The following is a 14,830-nucleotide window of genomic DNA, read 5'->3' as shown; positions in this document are numbered from 1 at the left end:
AGCGGGCTTGCTCGCGAAAGGATCGACGTGGTGCCGGATCAGCCGATCAATCCAGCATCAACACCTTGGCCAGTACAATCTTCGGCCCTTTCATCTTCTTGATGATGATCCGCAGGCCTTCGACTTCCAGTACTTCTTCCTCTTCCGGCACCCGTTTCAGGGTCTCGTAGACCAGCCCGGCGAGGGTTTCGGCTTCGATGTGGTCCAGATCAATGCCGAGCAGGCGCTCAACCTTGAACAGCGGCGTGTCACCACGTACCAGCAGTTTGCCTGGCTGATAGGCGAGGATCCCGCGTTCAGCCTTGCGGTGTTCGTCCTGGATGTCGCCGACCAGCACTTCCAGCACGTCTTCCATGGTCAGGTAGCCGATGATGTTGCCGTCGGCTTCTTCAACCACGGCGAAGTGCGAGCCGCCCTTGCGGAATTGTTCCAGCAACTGCGACAGCGGCATGTGCCGCGACACGCGCTCCAGCGGGCGGGTCAGTTCGGCCAGGTTGAACGACTCGGGGATGTGGTCCAGCGCCGCCAGCTCCAGCAACAGGTCCTTGATGTGCAGCAGGCCGACGAACTCCTGGCGCTCGCTGTCGTACACCGGATAACGGCTGAACTTGTGACGACGGAACATCGCGAGGATTTCTTTCAGCGGTGCGTTGAATTCCAGAGTGATCAGGTCTTCCCGGGAGTTGGCCCAGTCGACCACTTCCAGCTCGCCCATTTCCACCGCCGAGGCCAGCACGCGCATGCCTTGGTCGCTCGGGTCCTGACCACGGCTGGAGTGCAGGATCAGTTTCAATTCTTCGCGGCTGTAATGGTGTTCGTGGTGCGGGCCGGGTTCGCCTTGGCCGGCGATCCGCAGAATCGCGTTGGCACTGGCGTTGAGCAGGTAGATCGCCGGGTACATCGCCCAGTAGAACAGGTACAGCGGCACCGCCGTCCACAGCGACAGCAGCTCGGGTTTGCGGATCGCCCACGATTTGGGCGCCAGCTCGCCGACCACGATGTGCAGGTACGAAATGATGAAGAACGCGGTAAAGAACGAAATGCCTTTGACCACTTCCGGCGACTGCACACCGACCGCGCTCAGCAGCGGCTCGAGAATGTGCGCGAATGCCGGCTCACCGACCCAGCCCAGGCCGAGGGAGGCGAGGGTGATGCCGAGCTGACACGCCGAGAGGTACGCATCGAGCTGACTGTGCACGGTGCGCAGGATGTGCCCGCGCCAGCCGTTCTTGTCGGCGATGGCCTCGACCCGGGTCGAGCGCAGTTTGACCATGGCGAATTCCGCCGCAACGAAGAAGCCGTTGAGCAAAACCAGGATCAGAGCGAAAAGAATCATGCCGAAATCGGCGAAAATCGTAGCGAGGGACAAGCCAGGGGAAGGGTCCATGATGGAGTTTTGCAGGTTCCGTGTGATTCGTAAGAGAGAAGAAATCGCGCCTGAAAGGCAGACGCAAGTCAGCCAATGTAGCGGCTGACATGGCGATTGCCTAGTGGCGCGTGCTGGCCGGCATCACTCGGCGGCGCTGATCGCCCGTGCCTGAGCGACCTGGGCCGGGGCGAAATGGCAGGTGAACGTGCTGCCATGACCCGGCACGCTGCTGATCTCCATCCGCGCGCGGTGGCGCAACAACACGTGTTTGACGATCGCCAGGCCGAGCCCGGTGCCGCCGGTATTGGAGTTGCGGCTGGAGTCGACGCGATAGAAACGTTCGGTCAGGCGCGGCAGGTGTTTGCTGTCGATGCCGATCCCCGAATCCTGCACGCTCAGGTGCGCCCCTTGCTCGTCGCCCCACCAGCGGATGCGGATGTTGCCCTCGGCCGGGGTGTACTTCACGGCGTTGAACACCAGGTTGGAGAACGCGCTGCGCAATTCCGCCTCGCTGCCCTTGAGCAGGATGCGTGCGTCGGCGTCGAGGGTGATTTTCTGGTTTTTTTGTCCGGACAACTGCTGCGCGTCACTTTTGATCGATTGCAGCAGGGTGTCGACCTGCACTGGCTGGTTGTCCGACGGGTAATCGGTGGCTTCCAGTTTCGCCAGCAGCAACAGATCGTTGAGCAGCGTTTGCATGCGCCCGCCCTGTTGCTGCATTTGTTGCAGGGCGCGGCTCCAGCGCGGGTTCACTTCCTCGACGTTGTCGAGCAGGGTTTCCAGGTAGCCGCAGATCACCGTCAGCGGCGTGCGCAGTTCGTGGGAAACGTTGGCGATGAAGTCTTTGCGCATCTGTTCCAGTTGATGGATGCGCGTGACGTCGCGCACCAGCATCAGGTGTTCGTTGTTGCCGTAGCGGGTCAGGTACAGCTGAATGCGCACGCGATCATTGGTCGGCGAGGGGATTTCCAGCGGTTCGGCGTAGCTTTCCTGCTCGAAGTATTCCTTGAAGCGCGGATGGCGCACCAGGTTGGTCACCGGTTGGCCGCTGTCCTGCGGGGTCTTGAGGCCGAGCAGGGTTTCGGCGGCGCGGTTCCACCATTCCAGGTTGCCGTCGCTGTCGAGCATGATCACCGCGTCTTTCAGCGCGGCAGTGGACTCCTGCACCCGGTCGATTACCGCTTGCAGGCGCCCGCGCACCCGTTGGTCGCGGCGTTGCAGGTGGTAGATGCTGTCGAACACCTCGCCCCACAGGCCGTAGCCATCGGGCGGTGCTTCATCGGGTTGGTGCAGACGCAGCCATTCGTGCAGGCGCAGCAGTTGCTTGAGCGTCCAGGCAAGGTAAAGGCCCAGGCCTGCAGCGAGGCTCCAGCCGTAATAGCCGGTGATCAGGCCGATCACCAGACAGGCGGTGACCAGCAACAGCATGTGGCGAATCAGGGTGCCATGCCAGTTTTGATTCACGGAAAATACGGTCCTTGTCAGCGAGTCTGGCGGTCGGGTCAGGCCTTGGTGGAAAACCGGTAGCCAGTGCCGCGCACGGTTTGTACCAGATTTTCGTAGGCGTCGCCGAGGGCCTTGCGCAGGCGTCGAATGTGCACGTCGACGGTGCGCTCTTCAACATAGACGTTGCCGCCCCAGACCTGATCCAGCAATTGCCCGCGAGTGTAGGCACGTTCCTGGTGGGTCATGAAGAATTGCAGCAGACGGTATTCGGTCGGGCCCATCTCGGCCGGACGACCGTCGATGGTCACGCGGTGGCTGATCGGGTCGAGCAGCAGGCCTCCGACTTCGATCGGCGCTTCGCCATCGGTCGGACCGGCGCGGCGCAGCACTGCCTTGAGGCGGGCGACCAGTTCGCGTGGCGAGAACGGCTTGGTGATGTAGTCGTCGGCGCCGACTTCCAGGCCCTGGATCTTGTTGTCCTCCTCACCCTTGGCGGTGAGCATGATGATCGGGATGTCCCCGGTCAGCTCGTCACGCTTGAGGCGTCGGGCCAGCTCGATGCCGGAAGTGCCGGGCAGCATCCAGTCGAGCAGGATCAGGTCCGGTTTACGGTCAACGATGATGGCGTGGGCCTGCTGCGAGTTCTCTGCCTCGAGGCAGTCATAGCCGGCCATTTCCAACGCAACGGCGATCATTTCGCGAATGGGCGCTTCGTCGTCGACGATCAGAATGCTCCTGCCAACCATGCCTTAATCCTCTTGTCATTTAACTGTCTTGCGCCGCATTAGATAACGGAATTATTGCAGTCGTGTGACAGTATTTTAGTCGCCCGGCGGTTGGCGTGATCCTGGACTAAGCTCTAAGTCCGAATCCTGACAACCACCAAAGAAGGTTTCCATGACTCAAATGACTGCTTCTTTCAAAGCCCTGTTGATGGCTGCTGCCCTGTCTCTGCCTGGATTTGCCATGGCCGCCGAACCGGCCATGATGAAAGACGGCATGATGGTCGATCACAAAGGCATGACCGTTTACACGTTCGACAAGGACGCTGGCGGCAAGTCGATGTGCAACGGCGATTGCGCCAAGAACTGGCCGCCAATGATGGCGCCGGCGGGTGCCAAGGCTGAAGGCAAATGGACGGTCATCAAACGCGATGACGGCATGATGCAATACGCCTATGACGGCAAGCCGCTGTACACCTTCATGAAGGACGAAAAACCTGGAGAAATGAAAGGTGATGGCATGAAGGAAATGTGGCACGTGGTGCACGAGCACAAATAAACGCAAATCCCCTGTAGGAGTGAGCCTGCTCGCGATAGCGGTGTATCAGTCGGCATTTTCGCTAACTGATACACCGCTATCGCGAGCAGGCTCACTCCTACATTGATTTGCGTTTAGCGCAACGCGTAATCCAGCACGATCCCGACGAAAATCGCCAACCCGGCCCAATGGTTGTGCAAGAACGCCTTGAAGCAGCGCATCCGGTCGCGATCGCGGGTGTACCAGAACTCCCACACATAACACCCGGCAGCCACCAGCAAGCCGAGATGGAACCAGACACCCAACTCGAACTTCGACCCCGCCAGCAACAGGCATCCCAGCGACAACGCCTGCAAGCTCAGGATAATCACCCGATCCGCGTCGCCGAACAGAATCGCCGTGGATTTCACGCCGATCTTCAGGTCGTCGTCACGGTCGGTCATCGCGTAATACGTGTCGTAACCCACCGTCCACAGCAGGTTGGCGATCCACAGCAGCCAGGCGGCGGCGGGCAGTTCGCCGGTTTCGGCGGTGAACGCCATCGGCATGCCCCACGAGAACGCTGCGCCGAGCACCACTTGCGGGTAATAGGTGTAGCGCTTCATGAACGGGTAGGTGAACGCCAGCGCCAGACCGCCCAGCGACAGCCAGATGGTCGGCGCATTGGTGCACAGCACCAGCAGGAAACTCACGCCCATCAGCAGCGCGAAAAACACCAGTGCCTCTTTCGAACTGATCTTGCCACTGGCCAACGGTCGTTGCGCAGTGCGTTTGACGTGGCCGTCGACCTTGCGGTCGGCCCAGTCGTTGATCACACAGCCACCGGCGCGGGTCAGCACTACGCCGAGCACGAAAATCACGACATTGGCCAGCGATGGCGAGCCCTTGCCGGCAATCCACAGCGCCCACAGCGTCGGCCACAGCAGCAGGTAAATGCCGATCGGCTTGTCCATGCGCGTCAGCTGAATGAAATCCCAGGCGCGTGGATTCAAGCGGTTCAGGGACTTGAGCAAGCTCTGGTACATCAGCAGTTCTCCGGATGGGCGCGGGCGGCGCTCCACAAGGTCGGCAGGAAAATCTCCGCCACCAGCACGCTCAAGGCGCCACGGTCGAAGCGCGAACGGCGGCCCCACAATTCAGGCGCACGGCAGGCAGGCGGCAACCAGTCTTGCGGGTAGTGACAGACCTCGATGGCGCGGCGCTGGAAGGCCTGGTCGCAGAACAGCAGTTCGCCCAGCGAGCGGCTGCCCAGTTCATCCATGTGCAGGCCATCACCTTGCAAGGCGGCGCGCGACGCCACGCTGCGGGCAAACACCCAAGCCTCGCCGTGACCGCGCAGATACACCTCGCGCACCCAGCCTTCGCTGCCTTCAGCCAGCTCCAGCGCCGCGCATTCGTCGCTGCGCAGGGTGTCCCAGCCCTCGAATAAAGGCGTGACGCTGAAGCCGTCATTGGACAGCCGCGTCAGGCGACGGGTCAGCGAGCCTTCGTCGAACAACCAGTTCAGGGTCAACGAATCGGGGAGGGGCGTCAGTCGGCTTTGAGTCAGCCAGAGCGGGGCCGGGCAGGCATTTGAATGGTGCACAATGAGTCATTATTGGCCGCAAATGAGGCGGCGAGCTTAACATGGCGTGCTGCGATTTTGATGGATCCGGGTCGCCGTTGCGCCGAACAGGCTTGCATCTGCCCTGCACCATCAGTACAAAACGCCCTGAGCCGGATGGCAGCGTAGTACCCATCGACCGTCCGCGCCGGCACCAAGCCTGAATCCTGAGGAAGTAACTGAATGAAAAAGTGGCAATGCATCGTCTGCGGCCTGATCTACAACGAAGCCGACGGTTGGCCGGATGACGGCATCGCGCCGGGCACCCAGTGGCAGGACGTGCCGGAAGACTGGCTGTGCCCGGATTGCGGCGTCGGCAAGATGGACTTCGAAATGATCGAAATCAGCAACTAATCAAACAAAGGAGTAAGGCATGAGCGCACCTGTCGTCATCATCGGCACTGGCCTTGCGGGCTATAACCTGGCCCGCGAGTTTCGCAAGCTCGACAGCGAAACCCCGCTGCTGCTGATTACCGCCGATGACGGGCGCTCTTACTCCAAGCCGATGCTCTCCACCGGTTTCGGCAAAAACAAGGACGCCGATGGCCTGAGCATGGCCGAACCCGGCGCCATGGCCGAGCAGTTGAAGGCCGAGGTGCGCACCCACACGCGCATCAGTGGCATCGACGCCGGCCACAAGCGCCTGTGGATCGGCGAAGAAGCGGTGTACTACCGCGACCTGATCCTCGCCTGGGGCGCAGAAACCGTGCGTGTACCGATCGAGGGCGATGGCGCCGATCTGGTGTTCCCGATCAACGATCTTGAAGACTACGCGCGCTTTCGTTCGGCGGCGGCTGGCAAGCGCCGGGTGCTGCTGCTCGGTGCCGGGCTGATTGGCTGTGAATTCGCCAACGACCTGATCCTCGGTGGTTACGAGGTGCAACTGGTGGCGCCGTGCGAGCAAGTGATGCCGATGCTGCTGCACCCGGCCGCTGCGGCCGCCGTGCAGGCCGGGCTGGAAAGCCTGGGCGCGCGCTTTCACCTCGGCCCGGTGCTGACCCGTCTGCAAAAAGTCGCTGACGGGCTGGAGGCGCATCTGTCTGACGGTCAGGTGATTGCCTGCGATGTGGTGGTGTCGGCCATCGGCCTGCGTCCGCGCATCGATCTGGCGGCGGCGGCCGGGGTGCAGGTCAATCGCGGCGTCGTCGTCGATCGGCACCTGAAGACCTCCCACGCCAATATCTACGCCTTGGGCGACTGCGCCGAGGTCGATGGGCTGAATCTGCTGTACGTGATGCCCCTCATGAGCTGTGCGCGTGCGCTGGCACAAACCCTGGCGGGCAATTCGACTGCCGTGAGCTACGGCCCGATGCCGATCACTGTGAAAACGCCGGTGTGCCCGTTGGTCGTTTCGCCACCACCACGGGGCAGCGAAGGTGTCTGGAGCGTTGAAGGGCAGGGCGCCGACATCAAGGCCCTGTGCCATGGTGCCGACGGCCAGTTGCTCGGTTACGCGCTGACCGGTGCGGCGGTGATGGAGAAACTTGCCCTGAACAAACAGCTTCCGCCCCTGCTGGCGTAAATACCGGTCGTTCTGTCGGAATCACCCCGCTTTTGCCCCTACAAAGGTCGCGAGGAGACTGGCGCAGCCGGTATCCGCGTGCCATCCTCACTCCCGTCTGCCGCAGAGTAGAGCCTGCGGCGCCTTGGGCGCTGTTCCAACGAGAACAGCACGGACATAACAACAAAAAACCGTCAAAGGGGCTTCACTAATGCGTAAACCAGAACTCGCCGCTGCAATCGCTGAAAAAGCAGATCTGACCAAAGAACAGGCCAATCGCGTTCTCAACGCCGTCCTCGAAGAAATCACCGGCGCTCTGCACCGCAAGGACAGCGTCACGCTGGTGGGCTTCGGCACCTTCCTGCAACGCCACCGCGGCGCCCGCACCGGCAAAAACCCGCAAACCGGCGAGCCGGTCAAAATCAAGGCCAGCAACACCGTGGCATTCAAGCCAGGCAAATCGTTGAAAGACAGCGTCAATCCTTAATGGCGGCGAACTCCCTGAATAACGGGGAGGGTCGTAAAGAAAAATGGGCACACCGATTGCGGTCGGGTGCCCATTTTTTATGCCTGTATGTCAGCTATTTGCGGAAGCAGGCTTTGCCGTTGCCAAAGTCCACGGCCAGGCAGTTTGGCTCAATCGCTAGCTGCAGATCCTGGAAGAGAGCAGACAGATCGTTGCTTGAGGCAGGTTTGGTTGCGCTTTTCAGCGTCACTGTCTGGTTCTCCACTTGCCAAGTGCCCTTGGCAAAACCGTCGGCACTCCCGTACGCCACGCCCGCGTCAAAGGTGCCGTCCTTGCGCAGCAGCAACTCGGCGCCCATTTCCATGGCGCCGGACAGATAGTAATGGCCGTCCAGAGGCGGGGTATCTGCAGATGCCTGGGTAACGGGAAACCATATTAGCGCGGCCAGAAAAAGCGTTTTCAATTCCATGTGTTGAATCTCCTTGCCGGCTCCCAAAGGAGGCGCGGTGTTTGCGATGTGGGCTTTGGCTCAAGCGGCAAACGTATAAAGGCCTTCTCGCGGCAGATGTAAGAAGTATCTGTGACAGTTGTCAGAGGGGGCCGCATTGTAAGGTGTTGTGTGAATTGGTGGAAATGCCCGTTGGAGGCTACTTCGATAATATTGAGTTAGCACGAATGTGCAGTGTTTTCGGGACTCTGAAAGTTTTAGGCAATATTTTGCTATCAAATTGATGGCACTTTTTTTGTTCGCCATTGTCATCGCGGAATTGTTCAAATAAGCCCGTGAGTTTTCGGAATATTCCTACTTCTATTTTTTTCGAGAGTTGTCATGCTCGCCCCCGTGTATTGGGACGGACGTCCAGCAGGATGTCGTTTCACCGGCCAGAAGCGCTCTAAATCAGGGTTTTGGCGGGGGAGTAGAAAATGCGGCGAATATAAATGACTATCAGGGATACCCCTGCCGCATATAGGGCGATCTCCTACACACCCCAATGAACACTTCGTCTTGTTGTTTAACCAGATGCTTGCTAGTGGCCATCATAGTGATTACGATGCGCCCACTTGAAAGAGCACATCTCAATTGGATGAGTCGCTTTACTGCTCTTCGATACTGTCCCGCGCCGCGGTTACTCCAATAGGCGCCTGACTGTAATCCTTAATAAAGGCCATGGATGTCCTACTCAAGCAAACTTTCCGCCCATTACCTCGAACTCGCAAAAGTCTCTGTTTCCAAAGAGAATTTCGCGGGCGAAGACGTTCGTTTTTCGAGCGAATTCGAGGCACTGGAAAGCGAGCTGGCCAAAGCCTCGTCGATGCACGAAAGCGGGCAGATCGACTGGCTGAAAATCCGTGAAAACAGCGAAAACCTGCTGCGTACCCAATCCAAGGATTTGCGCGTCGGCGCCTGGCTGACCTGGTCGCTGTACCAGCGCGAATCCTTCCCCGGGCTGCTGGCCGGCCTCGGCTTGCTGCACCATTTGTCGGAAAACAACTGGGCCGACGTTCACCCGCTCAAGCCCCGCACCCGCGCCGCCGCCATCGGCTGGCTGGTGCCGCGCCTGGAGCAGGTGCTCACCGAAAACATTGCGATCAAGGAACAGCTGCCGATGTTCCGGCAGTTGTCCGAGCACCTGGCCGGCCTCGATGCCGCGTGCACCGAGCACCTGGGCGATGACGCGCCGCTGCTGCTGCCGCTCTCCCGTCGCCTGAAAACCATGATCCAGCGTGCGGCCGACAACCAGCCGGCCCCCGGCGTGGTGGGTGCGGCGGTGGCACAGGTCAAACAGGCCGCAAGCCAGTTGCTCACGCCCGGCGCACCGATCGATAACGAACGAGATGCGCACAAAGCCTTGCGCGCCCAACAGGAAAGTGCCCGCCCGCTGTGCGCCTGGTGGCTCAAGCAGAAAGCCACCGACCTGCGCGCCCTGCGCCTGAACCGCACGCTGCTGTGGATGACCATCGACGCGGTGCCCGAGCGCAACGCCGAGCAGATCACCGTGCTGCGCGGCCTGCCGCTGGAAAAGCTCAAGCTCTACCAGGACCGTTTCGATCAGGGCAAGTACGCCGACCTGCTGGTGGAACTGGAGGCGAGCCTGGCGAAGGCGCCGTTCTGGTTCGATGGCCAGAGGATGGTCTGGGAGTGTCTCCAGAACCTCAACGCCGAGTTGGCAATGCGCGAAGTGGAAATCCACTTCGCGCTTTTGATTCAGCGCCTGCCTGGCATTGTCGAGTTGCGTTTCCATGACGGTGCGCCGTTTGCCGATCCGTCCACCCGGGCGTGGATCGCCGCCAACGTCATGCCGCACCTGCAAAGCGCCAGTGCGCCGCGCAAGGTCGAAAGCGAAAACGTCGAGACCCAGCCGGCCTGGGAAAAGGCCCTCGAAGAAGTCCTGCCGCTGCTGCGCAAGGAAGGACTGAAACCGGCCGTGCAGACCCTCAAGCAGGGTTTGCAATCCGCTCACGGCGGCCGCGAACGGTTCTTCTGGCAGTTTGCGCTCGCGCGCCTGTGCTTCATGGCCAAGAAATACGAACTGGCCAAGAACCAGCTGGAAACCCTCGATCAGACATTACAGGACTCAGGCCTGCACGCCTGGGAGCCCGATCTTGCATTGGAAGTGCTGCATCTACTGCATAGCTGCTGCGAGTTGTTGCCGCAGAACCATGCCGTACGTGAACGCAAGGAAGAGATTTATCGCAGGCTGTGCCACCTCGATCTCGAAGTGGTACTCGAATAGGCCCCAGGGCCACAACCGCAAGGAGAAAAGCCATGGCCAAAGAAGGCTCGGTAGCCCCCAAGGAACGCATCAACGTCACCTTCAAACCCGCCACCGGCGGTGCTCAGGAAGAGATTGAACTGCCGCTGAAGCTGCTGGCAATCGGTGACTACACCCACCGCAAGGACGATCGCAAAATCGAAGATCGCAAGCCGATCAGCATCGACAAGATGACCTTCGACGAAGTGTTGGCCAAGCAAGAGCTGGGTCTGACGCTGAGCGTGCCGAACCGTCTGCAGGAAGATGGCGAGGCCGACGAGCTGGCTGTGCAACTGCGCGTCAATTCGATGAAGGACTTCAACCCGGCCAGCCTGGTCGAGCAAGTGCCTGAGCTGAAAAAACTAATGGAACTGCGCGATGCGCTGGTGGCCCTCAAAGGCCCTCTGGGTAACGCACCTGCGTTCCGTAAAGCGATCGAAGGCGTGCTCGCCGACGACGAATCCCGCGGTCGCGTACTCGGTGAGCTGGGCCTGAACGCCGCAGCCCCGGACGCCTGAGACTCCAGTAGCCAAGGAAGCCAACACAATGAGCACTAGCGCAGCACAAGAGAAGAGCGCCGACAACGGCGAGTACAGCATTCTCGACAGCATCATCGCCGAAACCCGTCTGACCCCGGACGACGAAGCCTACGACATCGCCAAGCGTGGCGTGTCGGCGTTCATCGAAGAACTGCTCAAGCCGCAGAACAACGGTGAGCCGGTCAAGAAGGCCATGGTTGACCGCATGATCGCCGAGATCGATGCCAAGCTCAGCCGTCAGATGGACGAAATCCTGCACCACCCGGACTTCCAGGCTCTGGAATCGTCGTGGCGTGGCCTGCAGTTGCTGGTCGACCGCACCAACTTCCGCGAAAACATCAAGATCGAAATCCTCAACGTCTCCAAAGAAGACCTGCTGGACGATTTCGAAGATTCGCCGGAAGTCATGCAGTCGGGCCTGTACAAGCACATCTACACTGCTGAATACGGCCAGTTCGGTGGTCAGCCGGTGGGCGCGATCATTGCTAACTACTACATGTCGCCAAGCTCGCCAGACGTGAAACTGATGCAGTACGTGGCCAGCGTTTCGTGCATGTCCCACGCACCGTTCATCGCCGCGGCCGGCCCGAAATTCTTCGGCCTGGAAAGCTTCACCGGCCTGCCGGATCTGAAAGATCTGAAAGACCACTTCGAAGGCCCGCAATTCGCCAAATGGCAGAGCTTCCGTACTTCGGAAGACTCCCGCTACGTTGGTCTGACCGTGCCGCGTTTCCTGCTGCGTAACCCGTACGATCCGGAAGAAAACCCGGTCAAGTCGTTCGTGTACAAGGAAACCGTTGCCAACAGCCACGAGCACTACCTGTGGGGCAACACCGCTTACGCGTTCGGCACCAAGCTGACCGACAGCTTCGCCAAATTCCGCTGGTGCCCGAACATCATCGGCCCACAGAGCGGTGGCGCTGTTGAAGACCTGCCTTTGCACCACTTCGAAAGCATGGGCGAAATCGAAACCAAGATCCCTACTGAGGTTCTGGTCAGCGACCGTCGTGAATACGAACTGGCCGAGGAAGGCTTCATCTCCCTGACCATGCGTAAAGGCTCCGACAACGCGGCGTTCTTCTCCGCAAGCTCGGTGCAGAAGCCGAAGTTCTTCGGCATCAGCGCAGAAGGCAAGGCTGCAGAGCTGAACTACAAGCTCGGCACCCAACTGCCGTACATGATGATCGTCAACCGCCTGGCTCACTACCTGAAAGTGCTGCAGCGCGAGCAACTCGGTTCGTGGAAAGAACGTACCGACCTCGAGCTGGAACTCAACAAGTGGATCCGCCAGTACGTGGCCGACCAGGAAAACCCGAGCGCCGAAGTACGTGGCCGTCGTCCGCTGCGCGCTGCGCAAGTGATCGTCAGCGACGTTGAAGGCGAGCCGGGCTGGTACCGCGTGAGCTTGAACGTGCGCCCGCACTTCAAGTACATGGGTGCCGATTTCACCCTGTCGCTGGTTGGCAAGCTGGACAAAGAGTAAGAGCAACTCATGGACGGATACGGCAGCCTTTTCGAGCGCCTCAATGGCGATGCGGAACTACGCAAGGGCAGGAGCCTCGAGGCTTCGGCCATGGCGTCGGTGGCTGCTCATCTGGCCAAAATGCTCAGCACCCGGGCGGGCAGCGTGCAAACGCTGTCCGACTACGGGTTGCCCGATCTCAATGACATGCGCCTGAGCCTGCACGACTCCCTGAGTCAGGCCCGCCTGGCCATCGAAAGCTTCATCGAAGCCTACGAACCGCGCCTGAGCAACGTGCGTGTCATTTCCCTGCCGCGTGACCACGACCAGCTCCGCCTGGCCTTCAGCATCGAAGGCCTGCTGGAAGTCGAGGGTTTCAAGCGTCAGGTCAGTTTCGCCGCGCGCCTGGATGGCAGCGGTCAAGTGAAGGTCACCTAAGGAGAACCCCGATGTCTGGCAAACCTGCAGCACGCGTATCCGACCCCACCGCTTGCCCGCTTCCCGGCCACGGTACCAACCCGATCGCCGCCGGTTCCGGCGACGTGTTCTTCGACGGCCTCGCGGCCGCCCGTGAAGGCGATGCCTCTGCGTGTGGTGGTGCGATGGTCGGCGGCTTGGCCACGACGGTGAAAATCAACGGTAAGTCTGCTGTCACTGTTGATTCTGAAGGTACGCATGGCAACAAGGTTACGGCGGGTTCCGGAACGGTGATTATCGGCAACTCGCATACGCCGGCGCCATTTGTGCCGCCGTTGCCGGTGGAGATTCAGTGGCCGTTCAGCCAGCACTTTGTGGTTCGTAATCCTAGAAACGGAGCACCGGTTGCTGACCGGTCATACACATTGCGTACAGCCTCCGGTAAGGAGGTCAAGGGCGTTACTGATGCGCAAGGCCGAACAAAGCCTATCGCTTCTCACCTTGCTGAAAGTGTCACGCTTATCGTCGAAGAACAGTCTTCGCTCGTGATTGCTTGAGGGACTATCACATGCCGGCACCCACTCCTGTCACAGCTCAACTCACCCCTTCCTCTGACAAGAAGCCAGCGGAGGCGGCTGTCGATAGCTTCCAGATCACAGATATTCCGGGTGTGATGAGGAAAATGGGCTGGAAGGAAAGTGCTCGACTCATGCAGCGATGGTTCGACGGTGCGCCTTTTGAGATGTCCCCAAGCGAGAAGCGGGGGCGTCTCGCTGTTGACAAGATCACCGCAGAAAAGCTGTTTGATGATTTGGATTTTGAATGGCTCACCTCCTCCTCGCCCCACACAGGTGAAACCATCAAGGAGCTTCTTGCGAAGGCCACAAGCCCCAGTCAATACAATGAGTTTATCGGTCGTCAGCGAGGACTAACGCAGTTAGCACCGGGACTTTTGCAATTTATGACTTGCATGAGAACACTCGGAGTTCTTGATGAAACTGGCCAGGATCTCGTAAGGGGCGCTCATGACTACAGTGCCTTGAGCGCAAGAATGCTGGAGACTGCTACCCAATATAATTTTCGATCGATCGGGATTACCACTTCGGAAAAGAAAAATAATCCACTTGATGACGTGTACGGTACTTTGGGTGGATTCGTGGTTAAGTTTGCAGTCACGAAATTCAGTACAACTCCCAAGACGAAAAAAATGCCTGCTACATTAACGATTGAAGAGATTGGGTGTTATGTACGTGATACCTATGAGTTTTTGAATGAAGATGGTGACGACCAGTTGCTCGGATACTGGAATCACGACGGTGTTGTCAGGCCTAGCGTTTATGCATATTTAACTTCGCCAAAAACATACGAAGTCGAGGGGCAGCTTTATTTCAAGGTGACCAACGATAGCTACAACAGTTACCGCAATAGTTTTGGAAAGGGTGGTGATTTGTTTGTGTACTCTACGGTCAAGAAAATCCCCGTATCAATTCATCATCGTTTCACCGCTGCAGACTTTGCCGAATTTTCGCAACGATCGATCAAGCCAAAGGCGATGCCATGAAAGCTTCACCTAAAAATTGGGTCTTGATTCTTTCACTGTGCGCGCTTGTGCCGGTTTTGATTCTTTTGAGCTTGAAGGTGCTTAGCTCGAAGGCCGCGAAGCCTCTGTACGTCGACTGGAATGAATCTGGTAGTTGCTATATCGCAACCTATGTGCCCAATTACAATTTTTTGGGCGTAGTGGTCGGGCGTGTTTTCAAGTATTTCAGCAGTCCGTATTTTTATCGTGTTTATACAAAAAATGATGATCTGCTAAAAACATCAGAATGGTATCTCTGGCGGGACGAGGGCAGTCCCGGTATTGCCCCTGAGTTTCGCGGAGAGATGATTGTTTATCCAGGCTCTGAAGGCTGGGAAAGTTGGATAGTTTCAGAGTGTCGTTAATGCCTGATCTCAAAAATAAGTTGGCCTCGTCAACTGAGAAAGTAGGAGAACGGTAAGCATGGATGCAATG

The 14,830-nt window shown here is 58.9% G+C and carries 17 protein-coding genes; 11 read left to right on the top strand and 6 right to left on the bottom strand.

Annotation, left to right across the window (positions count from 1 at the left end; all coding sequences use genetic code 11):
* Nucleotides 1–46 precede the first annotated feature (46 nt).
* The 3 genes from PseAD21_RS14810 to phoB form a co-directional block, all read right to left on the bottom strand.
* Nucleotides 47–1,387 carry a hemolysin family protein gene (locus PseAD21_RS14810; RefSeq protein ID WP_003229612.1) on the bottom strand — a complete coding sequence of 447 codons (1,341 nt, stop codon included), beginning with the start codon at nt 1,385–1,387 and terminating at the stop codon, nt 47–49.
* A 123-nt stretch (nt 1,388–1,510) separates the two neighbouring features.
* Nucleotides 1,511–2,797 carry a phosphate regulon sensor histidine kinase PhoR gene (gene phoR, locus PseAD21_RS14805; protein WP_256588157.1) on the bottom strand — a complete coding sequence of 429 codons (1,287 nt, stop codon included), beginning with the start codon at nt 2,795–2,797 and terminating at the stop codon, nt 1,511–1,513.
* A 74-nt stretch (nt 2,798–2,871) separates the two neighbouring features.
* Nucleotides 2,872–3,561 (bottom strand): phosphate regulon transcriptional regulator PhoB, encoded by a 690-nt coding sequence (phoB, locus tag PseAD21_RS14800; RefSeq protein WP_003229608.1) that lies wholly within the window; start codon nt 3,559–3,561, stop codon nt 2,872–2,874.
* A 151-nt stretch (nt 3,562–3,712) separates the two neighbouring features.
* On the opposite strand from phoB, the gene PseAD21_RS14795 reads away from it, so the two are divergent.
* The gene (locus PseAD21_RS14795; protein WP_102356320.1) at nt 3,713–4,096 is read left to right on the top strand and encodes a hypothetical protein; all 384 of its coding nucleotides are present in this window, start codon (nt 3,713–3,715) and stop codon (nt 4,094–4,096) included.
* Nucleotides 4,097–4,209: 113 nt separating this feature from the next.
* On the opposite strand, the gene ubiA is transcribed toward PseAD21_RS14795, so the two are convergent.
* Nucleotides 4,210–5,100 (bottom strand): 4-hydroxybenzoate octaprenyltransferase, encoded by an 891-nt coding sequence (gene ubiA / locus PseAD21_RS14790; RefSeq protein WP_102356319.1) that lies wholly within the window; start codon nt 5,098–5,100, stop codon nt 4,210–4,212.
* Nucleotides 5,100–5,660 carry a chorismate lyase gene (locus tag PseAD21_RS14785; protein WP_102356318.1) on the bottom strand — a complete coding sequence of 187 codons (561 nt, stop codon included), beginning with the start codon at nt 5,658–5,660 and terminating at the stop codon, nt 5,100–5,102. The genes ubiA and PseAD21_RS14785 overlap by 1 nt, the downstream gene beginning before the upstream one ends.
* A 201-nt stretch (nt 5,661–5,861) precedes the next feature.
* On the opposite strand from PseAD21_RS14785, the gene PseAD21_RS14780 reads away from it, so the two are divergent.
* The 3 genes from PseAD21_RS14780 (at nt 5,862) to PseAD21_RS14770 (ending at nt 7,666) form a co-directional block, all read left to right on the top strand.
* Complete coding sequence (locus PseAD21_RS14780; RefSeq protein WP_102356317.1) at nt 5,862–6,032, top strand: rubredoxin; 171 nt, start codon at nt 5,862–5,864, stop codon at nt 6,030–6,032.
* 19 nt (nt 6,033–6,051) lie between these two features.
* A complete protein-coding gene (locus tag PseAD21_RS14775; protein WP_102356316.1) occupies nt 6,052–7,200 on the top strand; it encodes an NAD(P)/FAD-dependent oxidoreductase in 1,149 nt (382 codons plus the stop codon).
* Between the two features lie 190 nt (nt 7,201–7,390).
* Complete coding sequence (locus PseAD21_RS14770; RefSeq protein ID WP_003213368.1) at nt 7,391–7,666, top strand: HU family DNA-binding protein; 276 nt, start codon at nt 7,391–7,393, stop codon at nt 7,664–7,666.
* Nucleotides 7,667–7,760: 94 nt separating this feature from the next.
* Here PseAD21_RS14770 and PseAD21_RS14765 read toward each other — a convergent pair whose 3' ends face one another.
* Entirely contained in the window at nt 7,761–8,114 is a 354-nt protein-coding gene (locus tag PseAD21_RS14765) for a hypothetical protein (RefSeq protein ID WP_102356315.1), read from the bottom strand.
* A 703-nt stretch (nt 8,115–8,817) separates the two neighbouring features.
* Here PseAD21_RS14765 and tssA point away from each other — a divergent pair.
* From tssA to PseAD21_RS29530, 7 genes are read left to right on the top strand one after another with little or no spacing between them, the layout of a single operon-like run.
* The gene (gene tssA, locus PseAD21_RS14760; RefSeq protein WP_102356314.1) at nt 8,818–10,380 is read left to right on the top strand and encodes a type VI secretion system protein TssA; all 1,563 of its coding nucleotides are present in this window, start codon (nt 8,818–8,820) and stop codon (nt 10,378–10,380) included.
* Between the two features lie 32 nt (nt 10,381–10,412).
* A complete protein-coding gene (tssB, locus tag PseAD21_RS14755) occupies nt 10,413–10,916 on the top strand; it encodes a type VI secretion system contractile sheath small subunit (protein WP_003229587.1) in 504 nt (167 codons plus the stop codon).
* Between the two features lie 28 nt (nt 10,917–10,944).
* Nucleotides 10,945–12,420, top strand: coding sequence for a type VI secretion system contractile sheath large subunit (tssC, locus tag PseAD21_RS14750; protein ID WP_102356313.1), 1,476 nt, complete (start codon nt 10,945–10,947; stop codon nt 12,418–12,420).
* A gap of 9 nt (nt 12,421–12,429) precedes the next feature.
* Nucleotides 12,430–12,837 carry a type VI secretion system baseplate subunit TssE gene (gene tssE, locus PseAD21_RS14745; protein ID WP_085708830.1) on the top strand — a complete coding sequence of 136 codons (408 nt, stop codon included), beginning with the start codon at nt 12,430–12,432 and terminating at the stop codon, nt 12,835–12,837.
* Between the two features lie 11 nt (nt 12,838–12,848).
* Nucleotides 12,849–13,373, top strand: coding sequence for a PAAR domain-containing protein (locus tag PseAD21_RS14740; RefSeq protein ID WP_102356312.1), 525 nt, complete (start codon nt 12,849–12,851; stop codon nt 13,371–13,373).
* Nucleotides 13,374–13,384: 11 nt separating this feature from the next.
* The gene (locus PseAD21_RS14735) at nt 13,385–14,377 is read left to right on the top strand and encodes a DUF6402 family protein (RefSeq protein ID WP_102356311.1); all 993 of its coding nucleotides are present in this window, start codon (nt 13,385–13,387) and stop codon (nt 14,375–14,377) included.
* Nucleotides 14,374–14,760: a hypothetical protein gene (locus PseAD21_RS29530; RefSeq protein ID WP_146011287.1), complete on the top strand. Its 387-nt coding sequence runs from the start codon at nt 14,374–14,376 to the stop codon at nt 14,758–14,760. The genes PseAD21_RS14735 and PseAD21_RS29530 overlap by 4 nt, the downstream gene beginning before the upstream one ends.
* The last annotated feature ends 70 nt before the right edge of the window (nt 14,761–14,830 follow it).

The sequence above is a fragment of the Pseudomonas sp. AD21 genome (genome assembly GCF_002878485.1).
Taxonomy (GTDB): Bacteria; Pseudomonadota; Gammaproteobacteria; order Pseudomonadales; family Pseudomonadaceae; genus Aquipseudomonas.
This window is presented reverse-complemented; position numbering and strand designations above follow the sequence as displayed.

Bases quoted from the DNA above. Each gene is read 5' to 3' on its own strand.
- PseAD21_RS14810 (WP_003229612.1), bottom strand. From the start codon at position 1,387: ATGGACCCTTCCCCTGGCTTGTCCCTCGCTACGATTTTCGCCGATTTC.
- phoR (WP_256588157.1), bottom strand. From the start codon at position 2,797: ATGCTGTTGCTGGTCACCGCCTGTCTGGTGATCGGCCTGATCACCGGC.
- phoB (WP_003229608.1), bottom strand. From the start codon at position 3,561: ATGGTTGGCAGGAGCATTCTGATCGTCGACGACGAAGCGCCCATTCGC.
- PseAD21_RS14795 (WP_102356320.1), top strand. From the start codon at position 3,713: ATGACTCAAATGACTGCTTCTTTCAAAGCCCTGTTGATGGCTGCTGCC.
- ubiA (WP_102356319.1), bottom strand. From the start codon at position 5,100: ATGTACCAGAGCTTGCTCAAGTCCCTGAACCGCTTGAATCCACGCGCC.
- PseAD21_RS14780 (WP_102356317.1), top strand. From the start codon at position 5,862: ATGAAAAAGTGGCAATGCATCGTCTGCGGCCTGATCTACAACGAAGCC.
- PseAD21_RS14775 (WP_102356316.1), top strand. From the start codon at position 6,052: ATGAGCGCACCTGTCGTCATCATCGGCACTGGCCTTGCGGGCTATAAC.
- PseAD21_RS14770 (WP_003213368.1), top strand. From the start codon at position 7,391: ATGCGTAAACCAGAACTCGCCGCTGCAATCGCTGAAAAAGCAGATCTG.
- PseAD21_RS14765 (WP_102356315.1), bottom strand. From the start codon at position 8,114: ATGGAATTGAAAACGCTTTTTCTGGCCGCGCTAATATGGTTTCCCGTT.
- tssA (WP_102356314.1), top strand. From the start codon at position 8,818: ATGTCCTACTCAAGCAAACTTTCCGCCCATTACCTCGAACTCGCAAAA.
- tssB (WP_003229587.1), top strand. From the start codon at position 10,413: ATGGCCAAAGAAGGCTCGGTAGCCCCCAAGGAACGCATCAACGTCACC.
- tssC (WP_102356313.1), top strand. From the start codon at position 10,945: ATGAGCACTAGCGCAGCACAAGAGAAGAGCGCCGACAACGGCGAGTAC.
- tssE (WP_085708830.1), top strand. From the start codon at position 12,430: ATGGACGGATACGGCAGCCTTTTCGAGCGCCTCAATGGCGATGCGGAA.
- PseAD21_RS14740 (WP_102356312.1), top strand. From the start codon at position 12,849: ATGTCTGGCAAACCTGCAGCACGCGTATCCGACCCCACCGCTTGCCCG.
- PseAD21_RS14735 (WP_102356311.1), top strand. From the start codon at position 13,385: ATGCCGGCACCCACTCCTGTCACAGCTCAACTCACCCCTTCCTCTGAC.
- PseAD21_RS29530 (WP_146011287.1), top strand. From the start codon at position 14,374: ATGAAAGCTTCACCTAAAAATTGGGTCTTGATTCTTTCACTGTGCGCG.